Origin of the sequence: Paraclostridium dentum (assembly GCF_012922555.1) — a bacterium.
In the GTDB taxonomy this organism is placed as follows: domain Bacteria; phylum Bacillota; class Clostridia; order Peptostreptococcales; family Peptostreptococcaceae; genus Paraclostridium; species Paraclostridium dentum.
The window spans coordinates 73628-97373 of the sequence record NZ_WIPK01000003.1; the positions used below are offsets into that span (position 1 = coordinate 73628).

Annotated in this window: 20 protein-coding genes and 1 other annotated feature; of the genes, 18 read left to right on the forward strand and 2 right to left on the reverse strand. The window is 29.4% G+C overall.

The window, feature by feature from the left end:
* Positions 1–46 precede the first annotated feature (46 nt).
* The 4 genes from GFJ41_RS07920 to htrA all read left to right on the forward strand — a co-directional run bounded on the left by GFJ41_RS07920 (position 47) and on the right by htrA (position 6175).
* On the forward strand, positions 47–1645 hold the full coding sequence (locus GFJ41_RS07920; RefSeq protein WP_170075047.1) for an NAD(P)/FAD-dependent oxidoreductase: 1599 nt from the start codon (positions 47–49) through the stop codon (positions 1643–1645).
* A 143-nt stretch (positions 1646–1788) separates the two neighbouring features.
* Entirely contained in the window at positions 1789–3411 is a 1623-nt protein-coding gene (locus GFJ41_RS07925) for a Na/Pi cotransporter family protein (RefSeq protein WP_170075048.1), read from the forward strand.
* 181 nt (positions 3412–3592) lie between these two features.
* Positions 3593–4945 (forward strand): glucose-6-phosphate isomerase, encoded by a 1353-nt coding sequence (locus GFJ41_RS07930; protein ID WP_170075049.1) that lies wholly within the window; start codon positions 3593–3595, stop codon positions 4943–4945.
* 147 nt (positions 4946–5092) lie between these two features.
* The gene (htrA, locus tag GFJ41_RS07935; RefSeq protein ID WP_085282894.1) at positions 5093–6175 is read left to right on the forward strand and encodes a serine protease HtrA; all 1083 of its coding nucleotides are present in this window, start codon (positions 5093–5095) and stop codon (positions 6173–6175) included.
* A gap of 57 nt (positions 6176–6232) precedes the next feature.
* Here htrA and feoB read toward each other — a convergent pair whose 3' ends face one another.
* Complete coding sequence (gene feoB / locus GFJ41_RS07940; RefSeq protein WP_035117133.1) at positions 6233–8161, reverse strand: ferrous iron transport protein B; 1929 nt, start codon at positions 8159–8161, stop codon at positions 6233–6235.
* A gap of 11 nt (positions 8162–8172) precedes the next feature.
* Positions 8173–8391, reverse strand: coding sequence for a FeoA family protein (locus GFJ41_RS07945; protein WP_025162334.1), 219 nt, complete (start codon positions 8389–8391; stop codon positions 8173–8175).
* Between the two features lie 174 nt (positions 8392–8565).
* Here GFJ41_RS07945 and GFJ41_RS07950 point away from each other — a divergent pair, with 174 nt between their 5' ends.
* The 14 genes from GFJ41_RS07950 (at position 8566) to GFJ41_RS08015 (ending at position 23711) form a co-directional block, all read left to right on the forward strand.
* Positions 8566–9075 (forward strand): Gx transporter family protein, encoded by a 510-nt coding sequence (locus GFJ41_RS07950; RefSeq protein ID WP_025162335.1) that lies wholly within the window; start codon positions 8566–8568, stop codon positions 9073–9075.
* A 65-nt stretch (positions 9076–9140) separates the two neighbouring features.
* On the forward strand, positions 9141–9314 hold the full coding sequence (locus GFJ41_RS07955; protein WP_021430156.1) for an aspartyl-phosphate phosphatase Spo0E family protein: 174 nt from the start codon (positions 9141–9143) through the stop codon (positions 9312–9314).
* Positions 9315–9439: 125 nt separating this feature from the next.
* Positions 9440–10276, forward strand: coding sequence for a mechanosensitive ion channel family protein (locus GFJ41_RS07960; protein WP_035117132.1), 837 nt, complete (start codon positions 9440–9442; stop codon positions 10274–10276).
* A gap of 151 nt (positions 10277–10427) precedes the next feature.
* On the forward strand, positions 10428–11048 hold the full coding sequence (locus GFJ41_RS07965; RefSeq protein WP_261914080.1) for an MgtC/SapB family protein: 621 nt from the start codon (positions 10428–10430) through the stop codon (positions 11046–11048).
* 47 nt (positions 11049–11095) lie between these two features.
* The gene (locus GFJ41_RS07970; protein WP_035117131.1) at positions 11096–11947 is read left to right on the forward strand and encodes a DegV family protein; all 852 of its coding nucleotides are present in this window, start codon (positions 11096–11098) and stop codon (positions 11945–11947) included.
* 26 nt (positions 11948–11973) lie between these two features.
* Positions 11974–13758 (forward strand): oligoendopeptidase F, encoded by a 1785-nt coding sequence (pepF, locus tag GFJ41_RS07975; RefSeq protein ID WP_035117130.1) that lies wholly within the window; start codon positions 11974–11976, stop codon positions 13756–13758.
* Positions 13759–13987: 229 nt separating this feature from the next.
* A complete protein-coding gene (gene pstC / locus GFJ41_RS07980) occupies positions 13988–14893 on the forward strand; it encodes a phosphate ABC transporter permease subunit PstC (protein ID WP_052169210.1) in 906 nt (301 codons plus the stop codon).
* Position 14894: 1 nt separating this feature from the next.
* A complete protein-coding gene (gene pstA, locus GFJ41_RS07985; RefSeq protein ID WP_025162339.1) occupies positions 14895–15719 on the forward strand; it encodes a phosphate ABC transporter permease PstA in 825 nt (274 codons plus the stop codon).
* Position 15720: 1 nt separating this feature from the next.
* The gene (gene pstB / locus GFJ41_RS07990; RefSeq protein ID WP_021430165.1) at positions 15721–16476 is read left to right on the forward strand and encodes a phosphate ABC transporter ATP-binding protein PstB; all 756 of its coding nucleotides are present in this window, start codon (positions 15721–15723) and stop codon (positions 16474–16476) included.
* Positions 16477–16513: 37 nt separating this feature from the next.
* The gene (gene phoU, locus GFJ41_RS07995) at positions 16514–17167 is read left to right on the forward strand and encodes a phosphate signaling complex protein PhoU (protein ID WP_170075050.1); all 654 of its coding nucleotides are present in this window, start codon (positions 16514–16516) and stop codon (positions 17165–17167) included.
* 168 nt (positions 17168–17335) lie between these two features.
* Positions 17336–18148: a polysaccharide deacetylase family protein gene (locus GFJ41_RS08000; protein ID WP_025162342.1), complete on the forward strand. Its 813-nt coding sequence runs from the start codon at positions 17336–17338 to the stop codon at positions 18146–18148.
* 67 nt (positions 18149–18215) lie between these two features.
* Positions 18216–18446 (forward strand) — a binding site (T-box leader).
* Positions 18447–18500: 54 nt separating this feature from the next.
* Positions 18501–21164, forward strand: coding sequence for a valine--tRNA ligase (locus GFJ41_RS08005; RefSeq protein ID WP_170075051.1), 2664 nt, complete (start codon positions 18501–18503; stop codon positions 21162–21164).
* A 311-nt stretch (positions 21165–21475) separates the two neighbouring features.
* Complete coding sequence (locus tag GFJ41_RS08010) at positions 21476–22099, forward strand: PH domain-containing protein (protein ID WP_021434113.1); 624 nt, start codon at positions 21476–21478, stop codon at positions 22097–22099.
* Positions 22100–22415: 316 nt separating this feature from the next.
* Positions 22416–23711 carry a bifunctional folylpolyglutamate synthase/dihydrofolate synthase gene (locus GFJ41_RS08015; protein ID WP_170075052.1) on the forward strand — a complete coding sequence of 432 codons (1296 nt, stop codon included), beginning with the start codon at positions 22416–22418 and terminating at the stop codon, positions 23709–23711.
* Positions 23712–23746 lie beyond the last annotated feature (35 nt).

Here is a 23746-nt window from a genome sequence, read left to right on the forward strand (position 1 = left end):
CTACGAAGCCTAGCTTTTATTTTTACTAAAGAAAGGTAGGTATGACATGTTAAGAGTTTCTAATATTAAATTAGATATAAATGAAAGCTTAGATAATATAAAACCTATGTTATTAAAAAAATTAAAAATTAGTGAAAAAGAATTACTTAATTATAAGATATATAAAGAATCTATAGACGCTAGAAGAAAAGGCAAAATAGATTTTGTTTACACTGTTGATGTAGAAATTAAGCATGAAAATAACATATTAAAAAAATCAAAAATTAAAGATGTTGTAGAAGTTAAAGAAAAATCATATACAGATGTACAAAGTGGAATTGAAAAGTTAAAAAACAGACCTGTTGTAATAGGAAGTGGGCCGGCTGGATTATTTGCAGCATTAGTTTTAGCTCAAAGAGGATATAATCCAATACTACTTGAAAGAGGACTAGATGTAGATACAAGAACAGAAGATATTAAAAAATTCTGGGAAGATGGAAAGTTTAATTCAAAATCTAACGTTCAATTTGGAGAAGGTGGAGCAGGAACATTTTCAGATGGAAAATTAACTACTAGAATAAAAGATATAAGATGCAGAAAGGTTTTAGAAGAACTTGTTAACTTTGGAGCTCCAGAAGAGATCTTGTATTCATATAAACCGCATGTTGGAACAGACATATTAAAAGAAGTAGTTAAAAATATAAGAGAAGAAATTATAAGACTAGGCGGAGAAGTTAAATTTGATGCTAAAGTTACAAAGATAGATATAGAAAATAACGAAATAAAATCTGTAATTGTAAATGATAAAGAAACTTTCGAAACAGAAGCTGTAATACTTGCAATAGGACATAGTGCTAGAGATACGTATAAGATGTTATATGAGCAAGGTGTAAAAATAACTCAAAAACCTTTTGCTATAGGAGCAAGAATAGAGCATCCTCAAACATTAATAAATAAATCTCAATACAAAGAGTTCCATGATCATCCTAGATTAGGGGCAGCAGACTATAGATTAGTTGAACATACATCAAATGGAAGAAGTATATATACTTTTTGTATGTGCCCAGGAGGGACTGTAATAGCCTCAGCATCTGAAGAAGGACAAGTTGTTACTAATGGGATGAGTGAACATGCTAGAGACCAAGAGAACGCGAATAGTGCAGTTTTAGTGAATGTTACTACGGAGGACTTTGAAAGTGACCATCCGTTAGCGGGAGTTTACTTCCAAGAAAAATATGAAAGATTAGCATTTGAACTAGGTGGTAAAAACTATAAAGCTCCAATTCAATTAGTAGGAGACTTTTTAAATGATAGAGTAAGTACTGAATTAGGATCTGTAAGACCTTCATATAAACCAGGATATGAATTTATAGATTTAAGAGGCTGTTTACCGAAGTTTGTATGTGACACAATGAAAGAAGGATTACTTTTACTAGATAAAAAGTTAAATGGATTTGCTATGAATGATGCTGTTCTAACAGGGGTAGAAACTAGATCTTCTGCACCTATAAGAATAGTTAGAGATGAGCAAACACTAGAATCTGTTAATGTAAAAGATTTATATCCTAGTGGTGAAGGCGCTGGATATGCAGGAGGAATAGTGACTGCAGCTGTAGATGGAATAAAGTGTGCTGAAAAAATTATTTCTAAATATTGTGAAAATTAAAAGTTAACCATAATTTAATAAATATTTAATATATTTTTAATATTTAACATAGATTTAACAAAACTAGGCAAGCTGTTTGATAAAATGGATAAGGCGCTATATTTGTAGACTAATAGTATAAATATTTCAAGGAGGAAATGAAATTGGATATAGTAATTAGCCTTATGGGAGGATTGGGTTTATTCTTATATGGAATGAACTTAATGGCAGAGGGTCTTGAAAAATCAGCAGGATCAAAACTTAAAAGAATAGTTGAACTTCTTACTAGTAATGTATTCATGGGAGTTATTGTAGGTGCATTTGTTACTGCAATCATACAAAGTAGTAGTGCTACAACAGTTATGGTAGTTGGATTTGTAAATGCAGGTATAATGAACTTAACACAAGCAATAGGCGTTATAATGGGAGCTAACATAGGAACTACTGTAACTGCTCAGCTTGTATCATTTGACTTAAATGGAATGGCACCTATAGCATTAGGGATCGGTATTATTTTATATTTATTTGCATCTAAGCCAAAAGTTAAAAACATAGCAGAAATACTAATTGGATTTGGTATATTATTTACTGGTATGGACTTTATGAAAAATGCAGTTGAACCATTGGCTGAGTATAAAGGATTTACAGACTTATTAGTAGGGTTTGGAGATCATCCTTTATTAGGATTATTATTAGGATTTGGTATAACAGCTATAGTTCAAAGTTCAAGTGCTTCTATGGGAATGCTTATAGCTTTAGCATCACAAGGATTAATACCTTTAAATGCAGCATTACCTATATTATACGGACAAAATATAGGGACATGTGTTACATCATTAATATCAAGTGTTGGAGCGTCTAGAAATGCTAAAAGAGCAGCAGTTATGCACTTAATATTCAATGTTTTAGGTACGGCAGTGTTCTTAATAGTATTAAACAAACCAGTAGTAAGCTTCGTAACTAATATGAATCCTGGTGATGTAGCTAGACAAATAGCTAATACTCATACATTATTCAATATAATATCAGTTATTATACTACTTCCATTTACGAAGTTTATCATAAATCTTGCTATAAAACTTGTTCCAGATAAAGCTGGAGAAGAAGATGAAAGCAAAGCTATAAAGTATCTGGATGATAGAATAGTTGAGACGCCATCAATAGCTGTAGCAAGTGTAGTTAAAGAAACTTTAAGAATGGGTAAAAAAGCTAAAGAAAGTGTAAATTATGCACTAGATGGATTTTTAGAACAATCTCAAGAGAATATAGATAAATCATTTAAAAATGAAAAAATAGTAAATGAATTACAAAAGGGAATTCTAAACTATTTACTTAAATTATCAAAAGCTCATTTAGATGAAGATGCTAGAGATATAGTAGACTCTTTATTTAATACAGTAAATGATATAGAAAGAATAGGGGACCATGCTGAAAATATAGCTGAGTTAGCTCAAGATATAATTGATTCAGATTTAAAATTATCTAAGCAAGGAACTGAAGAAGTAAGAGAATTATACAATAAAGTTATAGCAACTTATGATTATGCATTACAAGCTATGAAAACTTATGATGTAGACTTAGCTTGTAAAGTTATAAAGATGGAAGAACAAGTTGATATAATGGAAAAATCATGTAGAGCAAATCATATACATAGATTAAATAATAGTTTATGTAGTATAGACAGCGGAATTATATTCTTAGATTTAATATCTAACCTTGAAAGAATATCAGACCATGCGGTTAATATAGCTCAACAAGTTATAGCAAACAAATTAGAAAAACAATAATATAATTATCGACAAACTCCTGTATAAAAAATATACAGGAGTTTTGTATATATAAATGAATAATTGAAAATATTATAATTAAATTATAAATAAATATTATAATTAATTTGGAAAAATACATATTGTTTGATATAATTTTCTATATAATAAATTTTTAACGAGATAAGGAAGGTAATGGGCTATGAAAAAGTTAAGTTTTGATTATAGTAATTCAATAGGTTTTTTTAACCAAAAAGAAATCGATTGTATGGGCGAGTATGTAAAAGTTGCTCATGAAATGATACATAATAAAACTGGTGAGGGGAACGATTTCTTAGGTTGGGTAAACTTACCTAGTGATTATGATAAAGAAGAGTTTGATAGAATAAAAAAATCTGCACAAAAAATAAAGGAAGATTCAGATGTACTTTTAGTTATAGGAATAGGTGGATCTTACTTAGGAGCGAGAGCTGCAATAGAAACATTAGGACACTCATTTAGAAACAACTTAACTAAAGAAGAAAGAAAATCTCCAGAAGTTTATTTTGTAGGTCAAAATATAAGTTCTACATACATGTTAGATTTACTAGATATAATCAAAGATAAAGATGTATCTATAAATGTTATATCTAAATCAGGAACTACAACAGAGCCAGCTATCGCGTTTAGAGTATTCAAAGATTTCTTAGAGAAAAAGTATGGAAAAGAAGAAGCTAGTAAAAGAATATATGCTACAACTGATTCTAAGAAAGGTGCATTAAAATCTTTAGCAAATGAAGAAGGATATGAGTGCTTTGTAATACCTGATGATGTTGGAGGAAGATTCTCAGTATTAACTCCTGTTGGATTATTACCAATAGCAGTTTGTGATATAAATATAGATGCTATGATGCAAGGTGCAAAAGATGCAATGGATGATTTTTCTAATCCTGACTTAAAGTCAAACTACAGTTATCAATATGCTGTAGCTAGAAATGTTCTTCACAGAAAAGGTAAAGATGTAGAGTTAATGGTAAATTATGAGCCAAGCTTACATTATGTTGGAGAGTGGTGGAAACAACTTTACGGAGAAAGTGAAGGAAAAGATAACAAAGGTATATATCCAGCTTCAGTAGATTTTTCAACAGATTTACATTCTATGGGACAATATATACAAGAAGGTAAAAGAATAATATTTGAAACAGTTTTAAATGTTGAAAAAACTAGAAGAGAAATAACTATAAATGAAGAAAAAATAGATTTAGATGGTTTAAATTACTTAGCTGACAAGACTGTTGACTTTGTAAATAAGAAAGCTTTCCAAGGAACTTTATTAGCACATACAGATGGAAATGTTCCAAACTTAATAGTAAATATACCTCAATTAGATGAGTATAACTTTGGATACTTAGTTTACTTCTTTGAAAAAGCATGTGCAGTAAGTGGATACTTATTAGGAGTAAATCCATTTAATCAACCTGGAGTAGAAGCATACAAAAAAAATATGTTTGCTTTATTAGGAAAGCCTGGTTTTGAAAAAGAAAGAGCTGAATTAGAAAAAAGATTAAACAATTAAGGTTTAATTAAGGATACAGTTATATAATAAACACTATACAGAAATTAACTGTATAGTGTTTTTATATTTAAGAATATAAAAGCATTAAAAAAATAATAATAATACAAAAGTAAAATAATATAAAAATTAAATAGGAGGGATAAATATATGAGTAGTGGAAAGAAGACTAGTATAACTCTTATTATAATAGTTAGTATAATAAGTGCGATGGTTGGAAGTTTTATAACAGCTTTTATACTTGGGGATAAGCTATCATCTAAATCTAATGGAAATAAACAAGATATAGTTGTAAATGAAGGGACTAAAAGTGAAAATATATATCATGCAGTAACTGACAAGGCAATGCCTTCTGTAGTAGGTATAACAACTACTACAATAGATACTAACAATATATTTGCAATACCACAACAATCACAAGGTGTAGGAACAGGATTTATAGTAGATTCTAAAGGATACATATTAACAAATTCACATGTTGTATCTGATGGAAAAGCATCTGATGTAAATGTTTTATTTAATGATGGATCAACTTCAAAGGGAAAAGTTTTATGGAATGATCCAACTATAGATTTAGCTATTGTAAAAGTTGATAAGACAGGACTTCCTGTAGCAGACTTAGGAAATAGTGATTCTGTAAGAACTGGAGATTTAGCAGTAGCAATAGGAAATCCACTAGGATTAGAATTCCAAAAAAGTGTTACACAAGGAATAATAAGTGGATTAGATAGAAGCATACAAACAGAGCAATCTAATATGACAGGGCTTATACAAACTGATGCAAGTATAAATCCAGGTAACAGTGGAGGACCTTTATTAAATGATAAAGGAGAAGTTATAGGTATAAACACAGCTAAAGCATCTGGAGCAGAAGGATTAGGATTTGCAATACCTATAAATACAGCAAAACCTATAGTAGAGCAAATTATCAAAGATGGTAAATTTGAAAAAGTAACATTAGGTATAAAAGGTATAGATGTAAAAACATTTGAAACAACAACAGGAACTGACTTAGCTGCTGATGAAGGTGTTTATATAGCAGAAGTAGTAGCTAATACTCCAGCTCAAAAATCAGGAATACAAGCAGGAGATGTAATAACAAAGGTTGGAGATACAAAGATAACATCAATGAGTGATTTAAATAAAGCATTATATAAATTCTCAGTAGGAGATAAAGCTAAAGTAGAAGTAAACAGAGGCGGAAAGAATATAACTATAGATGTTAAGTTCTAATATATAAATAAAAAAGATGGGATCTAATCCCATCTTTTTTTATTTATATTAAATAGATTAACTTGTCATTTTGTTTTTGCTGCTAGGGCAAGAACCGCTGCTAGAACAACCAGAACAACCAGAGCATCCATTGCCTTTTGCTTTTACGTTCTTATAAAGAATAAATGCTGCTGCAAGTACGATTATTCCTCCAACTAATAATTCTACTAATGAAGAAGCTGAAGCACCTTCAAACGCTAATGAACCTAGAGTTTTAACTATGAATGCTACAATCCAAGCTAAAACAAATTGGTAAACTGCGGATATCATCATCATCTTGCTTCCGTATTCTTTTCTCATTGTAGATAAAGCTGCTATACATGGAGTATATAAAGCAGAGAATACTAAAAATGCATAAGCTGAAACACTTGTAAATACTGTTGGTAAAACTGTATTTAAATTTCCGTAAAGTATTTCCATTGTACTTATAAGAACCTCTTTTGCACTTATACCAGTTAATATAGAAACTCCTGCTCTCCAATCTCCAAATCCTAAAGGAGCAAATATAGGAGCTATTAATCCACCTATTAAAGCTAAGAAACTAGTATTTATGTCACTAGTAAATCCGCTGAAGTTAAATGATGATAATGCCCATATAACAACAGACATAGCAAACATTATTGTACAAACTTTTATTAAGAAACCTTTAGCTTTATTCCATGTATTTTTAAATAAAGCGTTTAGAGTTGGAAGTTTGTATTCTGGTAATTCTAGAACGAAAGGTTCTATATCAGCTTTATACACTGTTTTATTTAATATTAAGGCTATTATTATTGCAACTACGATACCTAATAGATATAAAGATGTAGTTACAATAGCTGCATTTTTAGGGAAAAATATAGAAACAAATAATGCGTAAACAGGTACTTTAGCACCACAAGTCATAAGCGGAGCAATAAGTGCTGTAACTTTTCTATCTTTTTCACTTTCTAAAGTTCTAGTAGCCATTATCGCTGGAGAAGCACAACCGAATCCCATTATCATAGGTATAAATGCTTTACCAGATAAACCAACTTTTTTCATTATGTTATCCATTAAGAATGCTGTTCTAGCCATATATCCACTATCCTCAAAGAATGACATTCCTAAGAATAATACAAATATTAATGGGAAGAATGGTAGAGCTCCACCTAATCCACCTATTATTCCATCTACTATTAGTGAATGGAACCAAGGACTAGAATTTGCTAACAAAGCATCTACAGGTGTAGCTATATAAGTATCTATTAAAGTTTCTGTTAATGTTTGAAGAGGACCACCGACCCATTCAAATGTAAATTTAAAAAGTGTTAATAGTGCTAAAACAAATATAGGATAAGCTAATATTGGATTTAATATTATATTATCTAATTTACTACTAATACTTTCTTTATTTTTAGAATCCGATTTCATAGATTTACTTAATATTTTTTCGATTTCCTTATAGGTATTTATTTCGTTTCCAAAATCTTTTCTATAATTAAAACTTGTGTATAAACATGATTTTATTTCATCAGATATATTCTCAAGACCTTCTTTTTTCTTAGCAACTATAGGTATTACTTTAACCCCTAATTCCTTTTCAAGTTTTGCTGGGTCTATGTGTACACCCTTAGCTTCTGCAACATCTATCATATTAAGCAATAATATAATTGGTTTATTGTATTGCATAAGCTGAGTAGTTAAATATAAGTTTCTATCTAAGCTAGATGCATCTACTATATTTAATATTAAGTCTACATCTCCGCTTTCTAAAAATCTTTTAGATACTTTTTCTTCGTTAGAGAATGTATCCATAGCGTATATACCAGGAAGATCTACAACCTTAATATCTTCATTTATAAATCCTTCTTTTTTTTCTATAGTAACTCCAGGCCAGTTACCTACATATTGTTTAGATCCAGTAAGAATATTAAACACTGTAGTTTTACCAACGTTAGGATTACCGAATAATGCAACATTAATCACGATGATACCTCCTATTTTAAGCTAATGTTTTTTGCGTCACTTTTTCTTATCGCTAAATCAAATCCTCTAAAACGAACTAATATAGGATCTCCTAATGGAGCGATTTTTCTTACTTCTATTTCAGTTTCATTTATACATCCAAGAGCTAATAATCTTTTAGCTAATTTTTCGTTTCCATATATATTATTAATGATACCTTTTTCACCGACTTTTAAATCGTAAACAGTCATCATTAGCACCTCCTAATGAGTTTCATTCTCAATTAATTATAATATAAATATACCATTTAATATTCAAAAAGTCAATAAATAGTGAATAGATTAAAAAAATAATTAAAAAACTTACTTTAAGACTATGGTAATATATAGTTAATAAAAAATTTCAACTAAGGGGGAGCAAAATATATGAAGACTAAAAAACTGGCTCATATGTCATTGATGGTTGGATACAGCTTAATATTGTATATAATAGAAAGCTATATGCCAAATCCGCTAATTGCTATATTTCCAGGCGCTAAGTTAGGGATTGCAAACATAGTTACGCTAACTTCTTTAGTTTTATTTGGTCTAAAAGATACATTTATAATTTTATCTGTAAGGGTGCTTATGTCATCTATTTTTGCAGGGCCAATATCATATTTATTGTTTAGTATAGCGGGTTCATACTTAAGTTTGATATTTATGTACTTAGCTTTAAAAATTAATAAATTTTCATTAATAGGGGTGAGCGTTATAGGAGCTATTGGTCATAATATAGGGCAGTTAGCAGTGGCTGGAATGATAATAAAAAATGGTATGATATTTGGATATTTACCATATATGTTATTCGCATCTATAATAACTGGGTTGTTTGTTGGAATTGCTTCTAAATTTACAGTAGGGAAGTTATCTAGTATTGATAAAAACGTTTATTGACACACTAGGGAAAACCTTGTTAAAATATAAATGAATATATATAAATTTGTAACTATGGTGATAATATGACTAAAAATGAACTGGTTTTACTAAAGAAAGAAATAGAAGCTTTGAGGGAAGAAATAAATACTTATATAGAATACCCGGATATATTTAAAGACGAGTTGGTTAGTACGAGTAATAAAATTGATCAAGCGATAAATAAGTATATACAGCTTAGCAAAGAGTCTTCCGAATAAAGAGAAGGCTTTTTTGTGTGTTAAAAAATTGATATATAAACTAGTTTGATTAGGTATATGATTTAAATATAGAGTTAATAATTAATAATTGAGATATAGAAATTGTTAAAAGAAAGGTATTAATTATGATTTTAGCAAAGTTAATAAACTCAGTTATTATAATTGTTTGTGCGTACGTTTTATTAAAATTAATACAATACTTTTTAAAAAAACTATTTGAATTTACTAGATTTGACGTAAGATATGAAAATACTTTAAACAGTCTTTTATGCTCAATGTCATACTATGTGATATTTATTTTGACAATAATATTATTATTGAAAGAATTTAATATAGTAGATGTAACTAAATTTGGTACTTTGGTTACAGGAGCAAGTATAGTCGGATTGATAGCTGGGGTTGCGTCTCAAAGCATATTAAAAGATATATTTAATGGTTTTTTTATAATATTTGAGAAACAAATACAAGTTGGTGACTTTGTTTATATAAATGAAAAATATAGAGGGACTATAGAAGAAATAGGTCTTAGGAGCACCAGCTTAAGAGATTGGGATTTGAGAAGAGTAACTATTCCAAATGGAAATATTATTAGTATCAGAAATTATAGCAGGAAAAATATGAGAGTAGTTGTAAGTGTTAGAGTTCCATATCAAGAAGATCCTCTAGAAGTTATTAAGTCTTTAGAAGAAGTATGCGACATATTAAATGAAAGACATAAAGAATTTTTACATACAAAAAAGGGGAAGGAAAATGCTGGGTCATTTAGCGTATATGGAGTTACAGATATTGAAGAAAAGTCTGTAGGAGCTAAGTACACTATAACAGGTGTTGTTCAATCTCATAAGTACTTTACAGTTCTGAAAGACACAAAATTGCAGATACTCATAACATTTAGAAATAATGGAATAAATATAGCTTACCCTACCCATATAAATATAGTTAAACAAAATATGTGTGATTAAGATTAAGGACTATTCAAAATAGTCCTTTTTATTTTGGGTTAAAATATAGTCGTAATAATGGACTAACCCCTACAAATATAAATATAAATATACCTAACTATAAAGGAGGGGGAGTAAAATATCACCTACTGAAATTTTAACTAGATTATTAATAGCTCTTATTATAGGAGGACTGACTGGGCTAGAGAGAGAAAAGTCGTATCAATTTGCAGGATTTAGAACACATATTTTGGTTTCAATTGGATCGTGCATAACAGCTATAACATCTGTAATATTATTTATGGAATATAGTTCAAAAACAAATTTAGACCCATCGAGATTAACAGCTCAGGTATTGTCAGGTATAGGTTTTTTAGGAACAGGAGCTATACTTAAAAACTCAAGTGGAATAAGAGGGCTTACTACAGCAGCAGGAATATGGGCAACAGCATGTATAGGAATTGCTATAGGATATGGTCAATATATATTAGGAATATCAGCGTGGCTATTTGTAATGGTTACATTATATATATTGAAAAATATAGATAAGGTAGTTTTTAGAAAAAAACAAAATATATTAACTATAAAGGTTAATAATGTAAATATTATTTCTACTATATACAATAAACTTGAAAAATCTCAAATAAATGTTAGTAATATTGATGTAGTTAGTGGAGAAAATGATTATATAATAAACTTTTTCATTGTTTATGATAGACGAATTATGGTAGAAAAGATAATATTAGAATTAAATGACCTAAAAAATATAATAAGTGTAGATTATTTACATTAAAATATATAAAATAAGATATAGCTATAATTAAAATCGAGGTGTATGAATTGAAGACAAACATAAGAGTAATAATTGAAGGGTCAACTGATTTCCCTAAAGGACTATTAGATGAAATGGGAGTAAAAGTTGTAGGAATAAATATAGCATTTGGAGAGGAAAACTATATAGGCGGAGAAGAAATTACTGAAGAAACGTTTTATGAGAAAATGAAGGGGTGCAAAGAATTACCTAAGACATCAAGTCCATCACCTGAGAGATTCATAGAAATGTTTGACTGTGAAGAAGAGGAAATATTAATTATTACACTTACTTCTAAATTATCTAGTACTTATAGTAGTGCTGTATTAGCTAAAAATATATATTTAGAACATAATCCTGAAAGTGAAAAAAGAATAGCTGTTGTAGATTCATTAAGTGGATCTATAGGAGTTGGATTAATGGTTTATAAAGCTAACAAATTAATAGAAGAAGGAAAATGTTTAAAAGAAGTAGTTGAATACTTAGAAGATATAAAAGGAGACATAGCTTTTTATGGTGCGTTAGATACGCTTGAAAACGCTATAAAAGGTGGAAGAGTGAATCCTATTGCTGGAAAATTAATAAATGCGCTTAACTTTAAAGTTATAATAGAAATATCAGAAGGATTAGTTAAACCTATAGATAAAGCAAGAGGCGAAGGTAATAGTATGAAAAAGCTATTTGAGAAGGTAAAAAATAATGTTCATGATATAAAAAATAAAACTTTAGTTATAGGACATTCAAACTGTAAAGAAAAAGCTGAAAAAATAGCTAAACATATAGAAGAAAATTATGAACATAAGGACATAATAATATCAAGTATAGGTCCTGTTATGGGAACTTACACATCAGAAGGAGCAATATTAATAGCTGTTCTGTAAAATATTATAAACGAAGGAGTGAAATTATGGGATTAGATAGAGCTTCTATAGAAGAAAAGTTTAAATGGGATATAGACACTATGTATAAAAGTGAAGAAGCTATAGACCAAGATATAAAAAAAGTAGATGAAATTATAGGTGAGCTTAAAACTTATAAAGGAAAACTTGCTGATAGCAAAGAAAACCTTTATAAGGTATTAACAGATTCAGAAAAAGCATCTAGAATACTTCAAAATTTATATGTATATACTCATATGAGACAACATGAAGACACTAGAAAAAACGAGAATCAGGCCAAAGCTACTAAGACTGAAATGCTATCTACGGAATTATCAATGGCAACATCATATATGGTTCCCGAGATAATAGCGATGGATGAATCAAAATTACAAGAGTATTTAAGTGATGAAAAGTTAAGCTTTTACAAAAAACATTTAGATGAAATACTAAGAGATAAACCTCATACACTTACAGAAAAAGAAGAAGAAATACTAGCAGCAGCTTCAGATTTAAGTGGAATAGCTGAAAATGTATATGAAATGTTTTCTTTTGCAGATTTAAAATTCCCTGAAATAAAAGATGAAAAGGGAGAAACTGTGCAAATTACTCATGGAAATTACTCTGCATTTTTAAAGAGTAAGGATAAAAGAGTTAGAAAAGATGCGTTTGATGCAGTATATTCAACTTACGATGAATATAAAAATACATTTGCATCAACTTTATATGGTGGAATAAAAAGTGAAATTTTCTATGCAAAAATGAGAAACTTTAAATCAGCTATAGAAGGTTCGTTATTCCAAGATGATATAAGTGTAGATGTATATAATAACTTAATTGATGCAGTTGATGAGAGTTTAGATACATTAAATAAATATGTAGATTTAAGAAAAAAATATTTAGGTATAGACGAAATGCATATGTATGATTTATATGTACCTATAACGTCAAATTTTGATATGAAGGTAACGTATGAAGAAGCACAAGAAATAATATTAAAAGCATTAAAACCACTAGGTGAAGAGTATTTAAATGTTGTTAAAAAAGCTTTTGATGAAAGATGGATAGACGTTTATGAAAATGAAGGTAAACAAGGTGGAGCTTATTCATGGGGAAGTTATGATTCATCTCCATACATATTGATGAGCTATAAGGATGATTTAAACTCATTGTTTACATTGATTCATGAACTTGGACATTCTATGCACAGTTACTACTCAAGAAGTAATCAAGAATATTTATATTCATCATATAAAATATTTGTAGCAGAAGTTGCATCAACTTTAAATGAATTATTACTTGTAAATTATTTATTAGAAAACTCAAAATCAAAAGAAGAAAGAATGTATCTTTTAAATTATTATTTAGAACAATTCAGGACTACAGTATATAGACAAACTATGTTTGCTGAATTTGAAAAGATAACTCATGAAAAAGTAGAAAACAAAGAACCTTTAACTGCTAAAGAATTTACAGAAATATATTATGATTTAAATAAAAAATACTATGGGAAATCTTGTATAGTAGATGAACCAATTGGATTAGAATGGGCTAGAATACCTCATTTTTATTCAAATTTCTATGTATATAAATATGCAACAGGATTTTCAGCAGCTAGTGCTTTAAGTGAAAAAATCTTAAAAGAAGGCGATGCAGCTGTTGAGAAGTATATAGAATTCTTAAAAAGTGGAGGATCAGAATATCCACTTAACCAACTAAGAGCTGCTGGAGTAGACATGGAGAAAAAAGAATCTATAGAAAATGCTTTAAATGTATTTAAAGATTTAGTAAATGAATTAGAGAGAGAATGTTAATCAACATTCTCTTTTTTTTTGAAAATATTGAATTTAGTTTGAAAAACATCATTTTACGGCGAGTTAACATACTTTACTTTCAGTTAACATAACTCTAATTTAAACTTAACATTTAAACTTTATTATTGAATTGTAGAGAAAAAACTTAAAAAAGAATAAAGCATAGTAAAGTTGACAAACTAAAATTATAAATTAGAAATCATAAGAGTTATAAAAAATGGAGGTATTTATGTTAGCTAATGAGCAACTGATTAAAACTAAAAATAACAACAAAACAAAGTATACAATAGAAAAAATAGCAAAAAATGTATTCATGATAAGTGCTTTAATTGCAGTAATTAGCTTATTACTTATTATAGGTTTTGTTTTTTATAAAGGACTTACACCATTTATATCAAAGGGATACTCATTTATAGACTTTTTAACAGGTACTTCATGGGTTCCAAGTGCAGATCAATATGGAATTTTACCTATGATAGTAGCATCAATTTTATCAACAATAGGTGCACTTTTAATAGGAGCTCCGATTGGAATTCTTACTGCAGCATTTATTGCAGAAGTAGCTCCTAAAAAAATAGCAAACATAATAAGTTCTGGAGTTGACTTATTAGCAGGAATACCATCTGTACTTTATGGATTATTTGGATTAGCAGTTATTGTTCCAACTATTCAAGATGTATTTAATTTACCAAAGGGACAAAGTTTATTTGCTGTAATAATAGTTCTTTCTATAATGATGTTACCTACAATAATAGCTGTTTCAAAAACTGCTATAAAAGCTGTACCAGATGCTTATAGAGAAGGCTCTTTAGCTTTAGGAGCATCAAAGATTGAAACAATATTTAAAGTAGTTTTACCAGCTGCAAAATCAGGTATTTTAGCGGCGGTAGTATTAGGAACAGGAAGAGCTTTAGGTGAGACTATGGCAGTAATACTAGTTGCAGGTAACTCACCAGTTTTACCTAACTCACTTATGGATAGTGTAAGACCATTAACAACTAATATTGCATTAGAAATGGGATACGCATTTGGAACACATCAAGAGATGTTATTTGCGACAGGAGTTGTACTATTTATCTTTATATTAGTACTTAACTTAGTATTAAGTAAACTTTCTAATAAGGCAGGCAATTAATATGAGAAAATTAAGAGAAAATTTTTTAAAGGCGGCAGTTTGGCTATCAGCTATATTTACAATAGGAATGTTGTTAGTAATAGTTGGATTTATATTTATAAAAGGAATTGGGGGAATAAACCTAAACTTTTTAACTAGTGATTATTCAGCAAGTGGTGATGGTGGAATACTACCAATGATCGTCACAACTTTATATACAGTATTTTTATCATTAATAGTTGCTACACCAATAGGTGTTTTAGCGGCAGTATATCTACAAGAATATGCTAAAAAAGGACCAATAGTTAATATTGTAAGATTCGCAACAGAGAGTTTAGCAGGGATACCATCTATAGTTTATGGATTATTTGGAGGTATATTCTTTGTTATAACACTTCAAATGGGATATTCAATTATTGCAGGATCATTAACAGTAGCTATAATAATTTTACCTGTAATAATACGTACAACAGAAGAAGCATTAAAGACAGTTCCACAAGGATATAGAGAAGCATCTTTAGCTATGGGAGCTACAAAATTCCAAACTCTATACAAAGTAATAGTACCAAGTGCATTACCAGGGATTTTATCAGGAATAATACTATCGATAGGTCGTGTGGTTGGGGAGTCAGCAGCTATATTATTAACAGCTGGAACAGTAGCACAAATGCCAACTAGCATATTTGATAGTGCTAGAACACTTACAGTTCAATCTTACTTAGTTGCTAAAGAAACTGGAAATATACAACAAGCAGCTAGTGTAGGTGTAGTTTTAATAATTATAGTATTATGTTTAAATACTTTAGCTAAATTTATAGTTAAAAAGCTTAGTAAGGAGAGCTATTAAGATGAATAATATAAAAATAAATGTAAAAAACTTAGAACTTTTCTATGGAGATAACAAAGCATTAAAAGGAATAGACATGCAGATAAAAGAAAATAAAGTAACTGCATTAATAGGACCTTCAGGATGTGGAAAATCAACTTTTTTAAGAACTTTAAATAGAATGAACGATTTAATTGAAAATGTTAAAATAAAAGGGGAAATATCTGTAGACGGAGAAGATATATATAAATCTGATGATGTTATAAAACTACGTACAAAAGTAGGAATGGTATTCCAAAAACCAAATCCATTCCCGATGAGCATATATGATAATGTTGCTTATGGACCTAGAATACATGGAATAAAAGATAAAGCTACATTAGATAAGATTGTTGAAGAAAGTTTAAGAGGAGCTGCTATTTGGGAAGAGGTTAAAGACAGATTAAATAAATCAGCTTTAGGATTATCAGGAGGACAGCAACAACGTATTTGTATAGCTAGAACAATAGCTATGAAGCCAGAAGTAATATTAATGGATGAGCCAACTTCAGCGCTAGATCCGATATCAACATCTAAAGTAGAAGAATTAATAGATGAGTTAAAAGATAAATATACTATAGTAATAGTAACTCATAATATGCAACAAGCAGCTCGTGTATCGGATGAAACTGCATTTTTCCTATCAGGAGAAGTTGTAGAATTTGACGAAACAAAAACTATATTTACTAGTCCAAGGGATAAACGTACAGAAGATTATATAACAGGAAGATTTGGATAAAATAAATATAAAATAATCAATAAAAAGGAGTTTTAAAATGGTCAACAATAACTTAGAGTTAAATATAAATACCCTTATAAACTATACACTAAAAATGTTTGATAAAAGTCAAGAAATTCTAGAAGAATCAGTAAACAGCATGATGACAAAAGATATTGAAAAAGCAAAAGGAATTTCACAAAAAGATGATGAAATAGACACTTTAAGAGACTATATAAGGGATAGAAGTATTGAGCTTATGGCATTAAAACAACCTATGGCAAAAGATTTAAGATTTATATATGCATTAGAAAGTATGTGCTTAGAGTTAGAGCGTATAGGCGATTATTCTGTAAATATATCAGTTGAAGTTGTAAAGATAGGAAAAGAAGAATATATAAAAGAATTAATAGACATACCTAAAATGAAAGATATATGCATTGATATGATAAAAGATGCAAAGAAAGCTTTAGAACTAAGAGATGAAGAACTTGCATACAATACAGCTTTAAAAGATGACTTAGTAGATAAGTTGTATGATGTTATACATGAACATACACTTAAGGTTATGCATGAAAAAGAAGTAAACATAGATCAAGGAGTGACGATGTTGTTTGTTGCTAGGTATTTAGAAAGAATTGGAGACCATATTACCAATATATGTGAAAAGATTATATATGCATTAAGAGGCGATATGATTGAAATAGGATAAAACTACAGGAATGTAGTTTTATTTTTTTTGTGCTAATATTTTATTGAGTACAAACATATCTATTAAAGTACAGTGTTTAATTATAAAATTTAGCTATATTGATTGAAATAATTGTCAATAATAACTAATAGTATTTATTAAAATATAAAAAACAAAGGGGAAGTGGGGATGAAAAGAAAAATAAAACCTATTTTTTTAAGTGTATCTACAGTTGTATTACTTTTGTTTTTATTATTTGTTACATTTGATAAAATCATTGCTACATCAAGTGAACAAAATAATATAGATATAAAATTGCTAGAAAGTGATACGATGACATTAACTGACCTCATGATGAAAGCAAGTAGTGTAAATAATAGAGGACCAAAGCCAAAACCTGAGAAGGTTGCTTATATAACAATTGATGATGGACCATCTAAATACACAGATGGAATACTATCTATTTTAGATAGCAATAATGTTAAAGCCACGTTCTTTATGATAGAAGGTAATATGAAACAACATCCAGAACAATTAAAAAGAATCGCTCAAGAGGGCCACTCTATGGGATTTCACAGTGTAAGTCACGACATATCTGTACTATATAAAACTCCGGAAAATACTGTTAATGAATTTGATAAGTGCCAAGACACATTAAATAAAATTACTAAAGTAAACTCAAACTTAATAAGATTGCCTTATGGTAGTAAACCTTATGCTCCAGAAGAATCATACAATGCATTAGTTGATGATGGATTTAAAATCTGGGATTGGAATTTGGATACAGAAGATTGGAAGGGGACTCCACAAACTATAGTAAATAATGTAAATAAATATTCCAATCAACATAGTGAAGTTGTACTTTTAATGCATGAAAAGGAACAAAGTGTTAAAGCTCTTCAAGGTATAATAAATCAATTAAAAGAAAAAGGATATACAATAATGCCAATAGAAGAAAGTGATATGCCGAAAAATTTTTGGGAACAAAATTTACGTAACTGAATATAATATTTATAAATATTGACAATAATAATGATGATTATATATAATTAAAAGATAAACAGAATATTTAAAAACTGAGAAAAAGAGGAGTATGCAAACTCAACTTACAGAGAGGAAAGTTCACCGGCTGAAAGACTTTCCAAGAAATGAATTGCAGAAGGTAGCTTTGGAGTTTCTAAGCTGAAAATAATAGTAAGCTTAGACGGTGAGAATCGTTAAATTTATTAAGTGTTATGTAGAGCTTGATTAAAAGCTTTACATAAAATTAAGGTGGTAACGCGAGCTTTTCGTCCTTAAATAGGATGAAGGGCTCTTTTTTATGTATATAAAATAAAAAATAGGAGGAATTTACATGGAAAATACAAACTTACCAAAAACGTATAATCCAAAAGACTTTGAATCAAGATTATATTCAAAGTGGGTAGAAGAAGGTTTATTCAAATCTAAGCCAAACCCAAATAAAAAGCCATTTACTATAATGCTTCCCCCACCAAACATAACGGGGCAATTACACATGGGGCATGCTCTTGACCATACATTACAAGATATACTTATAAGATGGAAGAGAATGGACGGTTATGAAGCTTTATGGCAACCAGGAACAGACCATGCTTCTATAGCAACAGAAGTTAAAGTTGTTGAAAGAATAAAAGAACAAGAAGGAAAAACTAAGTACGAAATAGGAAGAGAAGAGTTCCTAAAAAGAGCTATGGACTGGAGAAATGAATTTGGTAGAAAGATAGTAGACCAAATGAAACAATTAGGAGATTCATGTGACTGGGAAAGAGAAAGATTTACAATGGATCAAGGTTGTAATGAAGCAGTTACAGAATTCTTTGTAAAGTTATATGAAAAAGGTCAAATTTACAAAGGAAACAGAATAATAAACTGGTGTCCTGATTGTAAAACTACATTATCTGATGCTGAAGTTGAGCATGAAGAGCATGATGGAAAGTTCTATCATATAAAATACCCAATAGCAGGTAGTGAAGAGTTCTTAGAAATAGCAACAACTAGACCAGAAACAATGTTAGGAGATACTGGTATAGCAGTAAACCCTGAAGATGAAAGATATACTCATTTAGTAGGAAAGCATGCTATACTTCCACTAGTAGGAAGAGAACTTATAATAGTTGCAGATGATTACGTTGATTTAGAGTTTGGAACAGGTGCAGTTAAAATGACTCCAGCACATGACCCTAATGACTTTGAAGTAGGTCAAAGACATGACCTTGAAAAGATAAACGTAATGAACGAAGATGGAACTATGAATAAATTAGCTGGTAAGTATGAAGGCATGGACAGATATGAGTGTAGAAAGCAAATTATAGCTGATTTAGAAGAAGCTGGATACTTAATAGCGATAAAAGATCATAATCACAATGTAGGATCTTGTTACAGATGTAAAACTGTAGTTGAGCCAAGATTATCAGATCAATGGTTCGTTAAAATGGATGAATTAGCAAAACCTGCTATAGACATATTAAAGAAACAAGATTTAGAATTTGTTCCAGATAAATTTGATAAAACTTACCTACAATGGTTAGAAAATATAAGAGACTGGTGTATATCAAGACAGTTATGGTGGGGACATCAAATACCAGCATACTACTGTCAAGAATGTGGTGAGGTAGTAGTTGCTAAAGAAATGCCAAAACAATGTAAATGTGGACATACTCACTTTAAGCAAGATGAAGATGTATTAGATACATGGTTCTCATCTGCATTATGGCCTTTCTCAACATTAGGATGGCCTAATAAAACAGAAGAGCTAAACTACTACTACCCAACAAGTGTACTTGTAACTGGATACGATATAATATTCTTCTGGGTTGTAAGAATGGCATTTGCAGGAATGTTCTGTATGGGAGAAACTCCATTTGAACATGTATTAATACATGGACTTGTAAGAGACTCAGAAGGTAGAAAAATGAGTAAATCTCTAGGAAACGGAATAGATCCATTAGAAGTAATAGATCAATATGGAGCTGATGCTTTAAGATTCATGTTAGCTACAGGAAACTCTCCAGGAAATGATATGAGATTCTATATGGAAAGAGTTGAATCATCTAGAAACTTTGCTAATAAGTTATGGAATGCATCTAGATTCGTATTTATGAATATAGATGAAGAAATAATGAATGGTGTTACTAGAGAATCAGTAGAAAAAAATATGACTTTAGCTGATAAATGGATAATTTCAAGAGCTAATAATGTTGTTAAAGAAGTTACTGATAACATGGATAAGTTTGACTTAGGAATAGCAGCTCAGAAGATATATGACTTTGCTTGGTCAGAGTACTGTGACTGGTATATAGAAATAGTTAAGCCAAGATTATACTCAGATGATAAAGAAGCTAAGCAAACAGCATTATATACATTAACATATGTATTAGAAAAAATATTAAAACTTCTTCATCCATACATGCCATTTATAACTGAAGAAATATATACTCACCTTCCAACTGTAGAAGGAAGTATAGTTGTAGCTCAGTTCCCTCATTACGATGAAGCTGACAATATGGCTAAAGAAGAAGAAATGATGAACTTAACAATGGATGGTATAAGAAACATAAGAAACGTAAGAGCTGAAATGAACGTACCACCATCAAAGAAAGCTAAAGTGATAATAGTTCCGACAGCTGATAAGAAAGAAGCTATGGAAGCTGGACTTGATTACTTTGTAACATTAGCATCTGCATCTACAGTTGAAATAGTTGAAGATGAAACTAATATACCAGAAGACGCTGTAAGTGTTGTTATAGATGGTGTAAAAATATTTATACCTCTTGATGAATTAGTTGACTTCACTAAAGAACTAGATAGATTAAATAAGGAAAAAGCTAAATTAGAAGGTGAAATAAAGAGAGTAAACGGAAAACTTTCTAATCAAGGATTCTTAGCTAAAGCTCCAGAAAGCTTAGTTAATGAAGAAAAAGCTAAAAAAGAAAAATTTGAAGAAATGATGAAATCAGTTATTGAAAGAATCGAAAATATAGAAGCTAAAATGAAGTAGTAAAAATAGATATATAATAGTATAGATGTAGAGACCCTATATAAATTTTGCTCCACAAAGCTGTAGAGATTGCTTTGAAATGTCGCTAAAACTTATATAGGGTCTCTTTACTATGCTTATACTTAATTTAGATATCTATTTTGTGGAGAGGAAGGTAAGGATGAGTTTTGTTCCACAAAGCTGAAAAGACGCTTTGAAATGTCGTCAGGATCTCTTTACGATGGGAAGATAAGGATAAAGGTAAAGAGTTATGTGAAGAATATGGATTATAGGGTATAATAGTAAATAATAAAATTTAAGGAGGGGTATTTATGGCAGGAAATTTATTTGGAAGAATGGCAGCTGATACTTTAGGTTTATCTGATATAGGTAAAATAATATCGCCAAGAGATTTTGATAAAGTAGATGGTGATGATTATATAATGCATGAAGATGGAGAAAAAATATTCTTTGTTATAAAATCAAAATCGGATGAGTATGTATTTACAAATAGAGGTCTTTTACATGTAGACGGAGCTAATGCAATTAGTAAAAAAAGAACTGTTAAAAGACATGAATTTTATTATGAAAGAGTACATTCAGTAACACTAGAAACTGCGGGAACTGTAGACTTAGACATAGAGATAAAATTTAGCTTTGGAGAAGAAGCATTTAGTATAGATGTAGATAAAAAACAATTAGAACAATTAAAAGATTTATATAAAGCTTTAGTTGAAGTTGGAATACAACAAGGTAAAAACCAAGTTGCTATACAAGATGGAACAAAAGGCCTTGATATGGCAAACAATGCAATTTCAAGATGTAATTTAGATGGAAATGCAGTAAATGTTGTAAAAGAGTTAACTAACTTTAACTTAGATTGGATGGAATCGCTAAGATTAAATTATAGCAATAAAGATTTCACTGAAGTATTTGAAAAATATATAAATAATTAAACCAATATATAATAGTAGAGTATGTAGAGTCCATATATAAATTTTGCTTAACAAAGCGGTAAAGATGCTTTGAAATGTAGCTAAAACTTATATATGGGCTATTTTATGTTTATAGCTAAAAAATATGAAATAGTATATAGATAACTTGCCTAAATATAAGTTAAAATATAAGTTGGCAATTTTGTTTTTGAAAATTTTCAGGAAAGAAATTTGCATAGAATTTTTAAGTTATTAACAAGAGGATTAATTGAGTATTTTGCCGAAATTAAATAACATTAGAAATAATTTACACTTAATTATACAATGGAGGAACAATATGAATTATAATGAGGCTTTACAGTTTATACACGAAAGTCATAAGTTTGGTATGAGACTAGGATTAGGTAATATAAAAAAATTATTAGAACTATTAGGAAACCCGCAAAGTAATTTAAAAATAATACATGTTGCAGGTACTAATGGTAAAGGATCAACATGTTCTTTCATATCATCTATTTTAAAAGAAAGCGGATATAAAGTAGGATTATATACTTCTCCATTTTTAGAGACATTTACAGAAAGAATAAGAGTAAATGGAGAAAATATACGTGAAGAAGAAGTTGGAAAAATAGTATCTTTAATAAAAGAAAAAATAGAAATAATGGTTAGTGAAGGATATTCTTATCCTACTGAATTTGAAATAGTTACGGCTATGGCATTTTATTATTACAACCAAGAAAAAGTTGACTTTGTTGCTCTAGAAGTTGGTCTTGGAGGTAGATACGATGCAACTAATGTTATCGATAAACCTGTAGTAAGTGCAATAACTTCAATAAGTTTAGATCATACAGGTATACTTGGAGATACATTAGCAAAAATAGCTTTTGAAAAGGGCGGAATTATAAAAGAAGATTGCCCTACTATAGTGTATCCACAGCAAGAAGAAGCAAGTGCAGTTATAAAAAATATATGTGAGGAAAAGAAATCTAAATACATAGAATGCGATTTTAAAAATATAGAAATAAAATCATCAAATATTAACTCACAAATATATAATTGTAATATAAATGGAAAAGAATTAAGAGATTTAGAAATTAAATTAATAGGAAATCATCAGATAAAAAATTCTATTGTAGCTTTAAATGTTATTGAGTATTTAAATGATATTAAAATTACAAACATATCTGAAGAAAATATTAGAAAAGGTCTATTAGAAACTAAGTGGCCAGGAAGAATAGAAAAAATAAGTGAAAATCCAATGTTTATAATAGATGGAGCACATAATGAAGAAGGTGCTAAATCACTTGCAAATTCTATTGATAAATATTTTGAAAATAAAAACAAAATTCTAGTTATAGGAATGCTTGAAGACAAGGATATAGAATCTGTATTAGATTTATTAATACCTAAATTTAATAATGTTATAACTACTACACCTGATAATCCAAGAGCTATAGATGCTGATAAACTTAAAGAAAAAATAGAAAGATATAATATAGAAGTAACTTGCAAACCAAATATAAAAGAAGCTGTTGACTATGCATTAGAAATATCAAATAAAGATGATGTAATAATAAGTGCAGGATCTTTATATATGATAGGAAACGTAAGAACTATAATAGTAAATAAATAAAAATAGAGTTTGTAATCTGAGTTAAAATACTTAAA

Excerpts from the sequence above, each read along its gene's own strand:
- GFJ41_RS07920 (WP_170075047.1), top strand. The coding sequence starts at position 47 with ATGTTAAGAGTTTCTAATATTAAATTAGATATAAATGAAAGCTTAGAT.
- GFJ41_RS07930 (WP_170075049.1), top strand. The coding sequence starts at position 3,593 with ATGAAAAAGTTAAGTTTTGATTATAGTAATTCAATAGGTTTTTTTAAC.
- htrA (WP_085282894.1), top strand. The coding sequence starts at position 5,093 with ATGAGTAGTGGAAAGAAGACTAGTATAACTCTTATTATAATAGTTAGT.
- GFJ41_RS07945 (WP_025162334.1), bottom strand. The coding sequence starts at position 8,391 with ATGACTGTTTACGATTTAAAAGTCGGTGAAAAAGGTATCATTAATAAT.
- GFJ41_RS07950 (WP_025162335.1), top strand. The coding sequence starts at position 8,566 with ATGAAGACTAAAAAACTGGCTCATATGTCATTGATGGTTGGATACAGC.
- GFJ41_RS07955 (WP_021430156.1), top strand. The coding sequence starts at position 9,141 with ATGACTAAAAATGAACTGGTTTTACTAAAGAAAGAAATAGAAGCTTTG.
- GFJ41_RS07960 (WP_035117132.1), top strand. The coding sequence starts at position 9,440 with ATGATTTTAGCAAAGTTAATAAACTCAGTTATTATAATTGTTTGTGCG.
- pepF (WP_035117130.1), top strand. The coding sequence starts at position 11,974 with ATGGGATTAGATAGAGCTTCTATAGAAGAAAAGTTTAAATGGGATATA.
- pstC (WP_052169210.1), top strand. The coding sequence starts at position 13,988 with ATGTTAGCTAATGAGCAACTGATTAAAACTAAAAATAACAACAAAACA.
- pstA (WP_025162339.1), top strand. The coding sequence starts at position 14,895 with ATGAGAAAATTAAGAGAAAATTTTTTAAAGGCGGCAGTTTGGCTATCA.
- pstB (WP_021430165.1), top strand. The coding sequence starts at position 15,721 with ATGAATAATATAAAAATAAATGTAAAAAACTTAGAACTTTTCTATGGA.
- phoU (WP_170075050.1), top strand. The coding sequence starts at position 16,514 with ATGGTCAACAATAACTTAGAGTTAAATATAAATACCCTTATAAACTAT.
- GFJ41_RS08000 (WP_025162342.1), top strand. The coding sequence starts at position 17,336 with ATGAAAAGAAAAATAAAACCTATTTTTTTAAGTGTATCTACAGTTGTA.
- GFJ41_RS08005 (WP_170075051.1), top strand. The coding sequence starts at position 18,501 with ATGGAAAATACAAACTTACCAAAAACGTATAATCCAAAAGACTTTGAA.
- GFJ41_RS08010 (WP_021434113.1), top strand. The coding sequence starts at position 21,476 with ATGGCAGGAAATTTATTTGGAAGAATGGCAGCTGATACTTTAGGTTTA.
- GFJ41_RS08015 (WP_170075052.1), top strand. The coding sequence starts at position 22,416 with ATGAATTATAATGAGGCTTTACAGTTTATACACGAAAGTCATAAGTTT.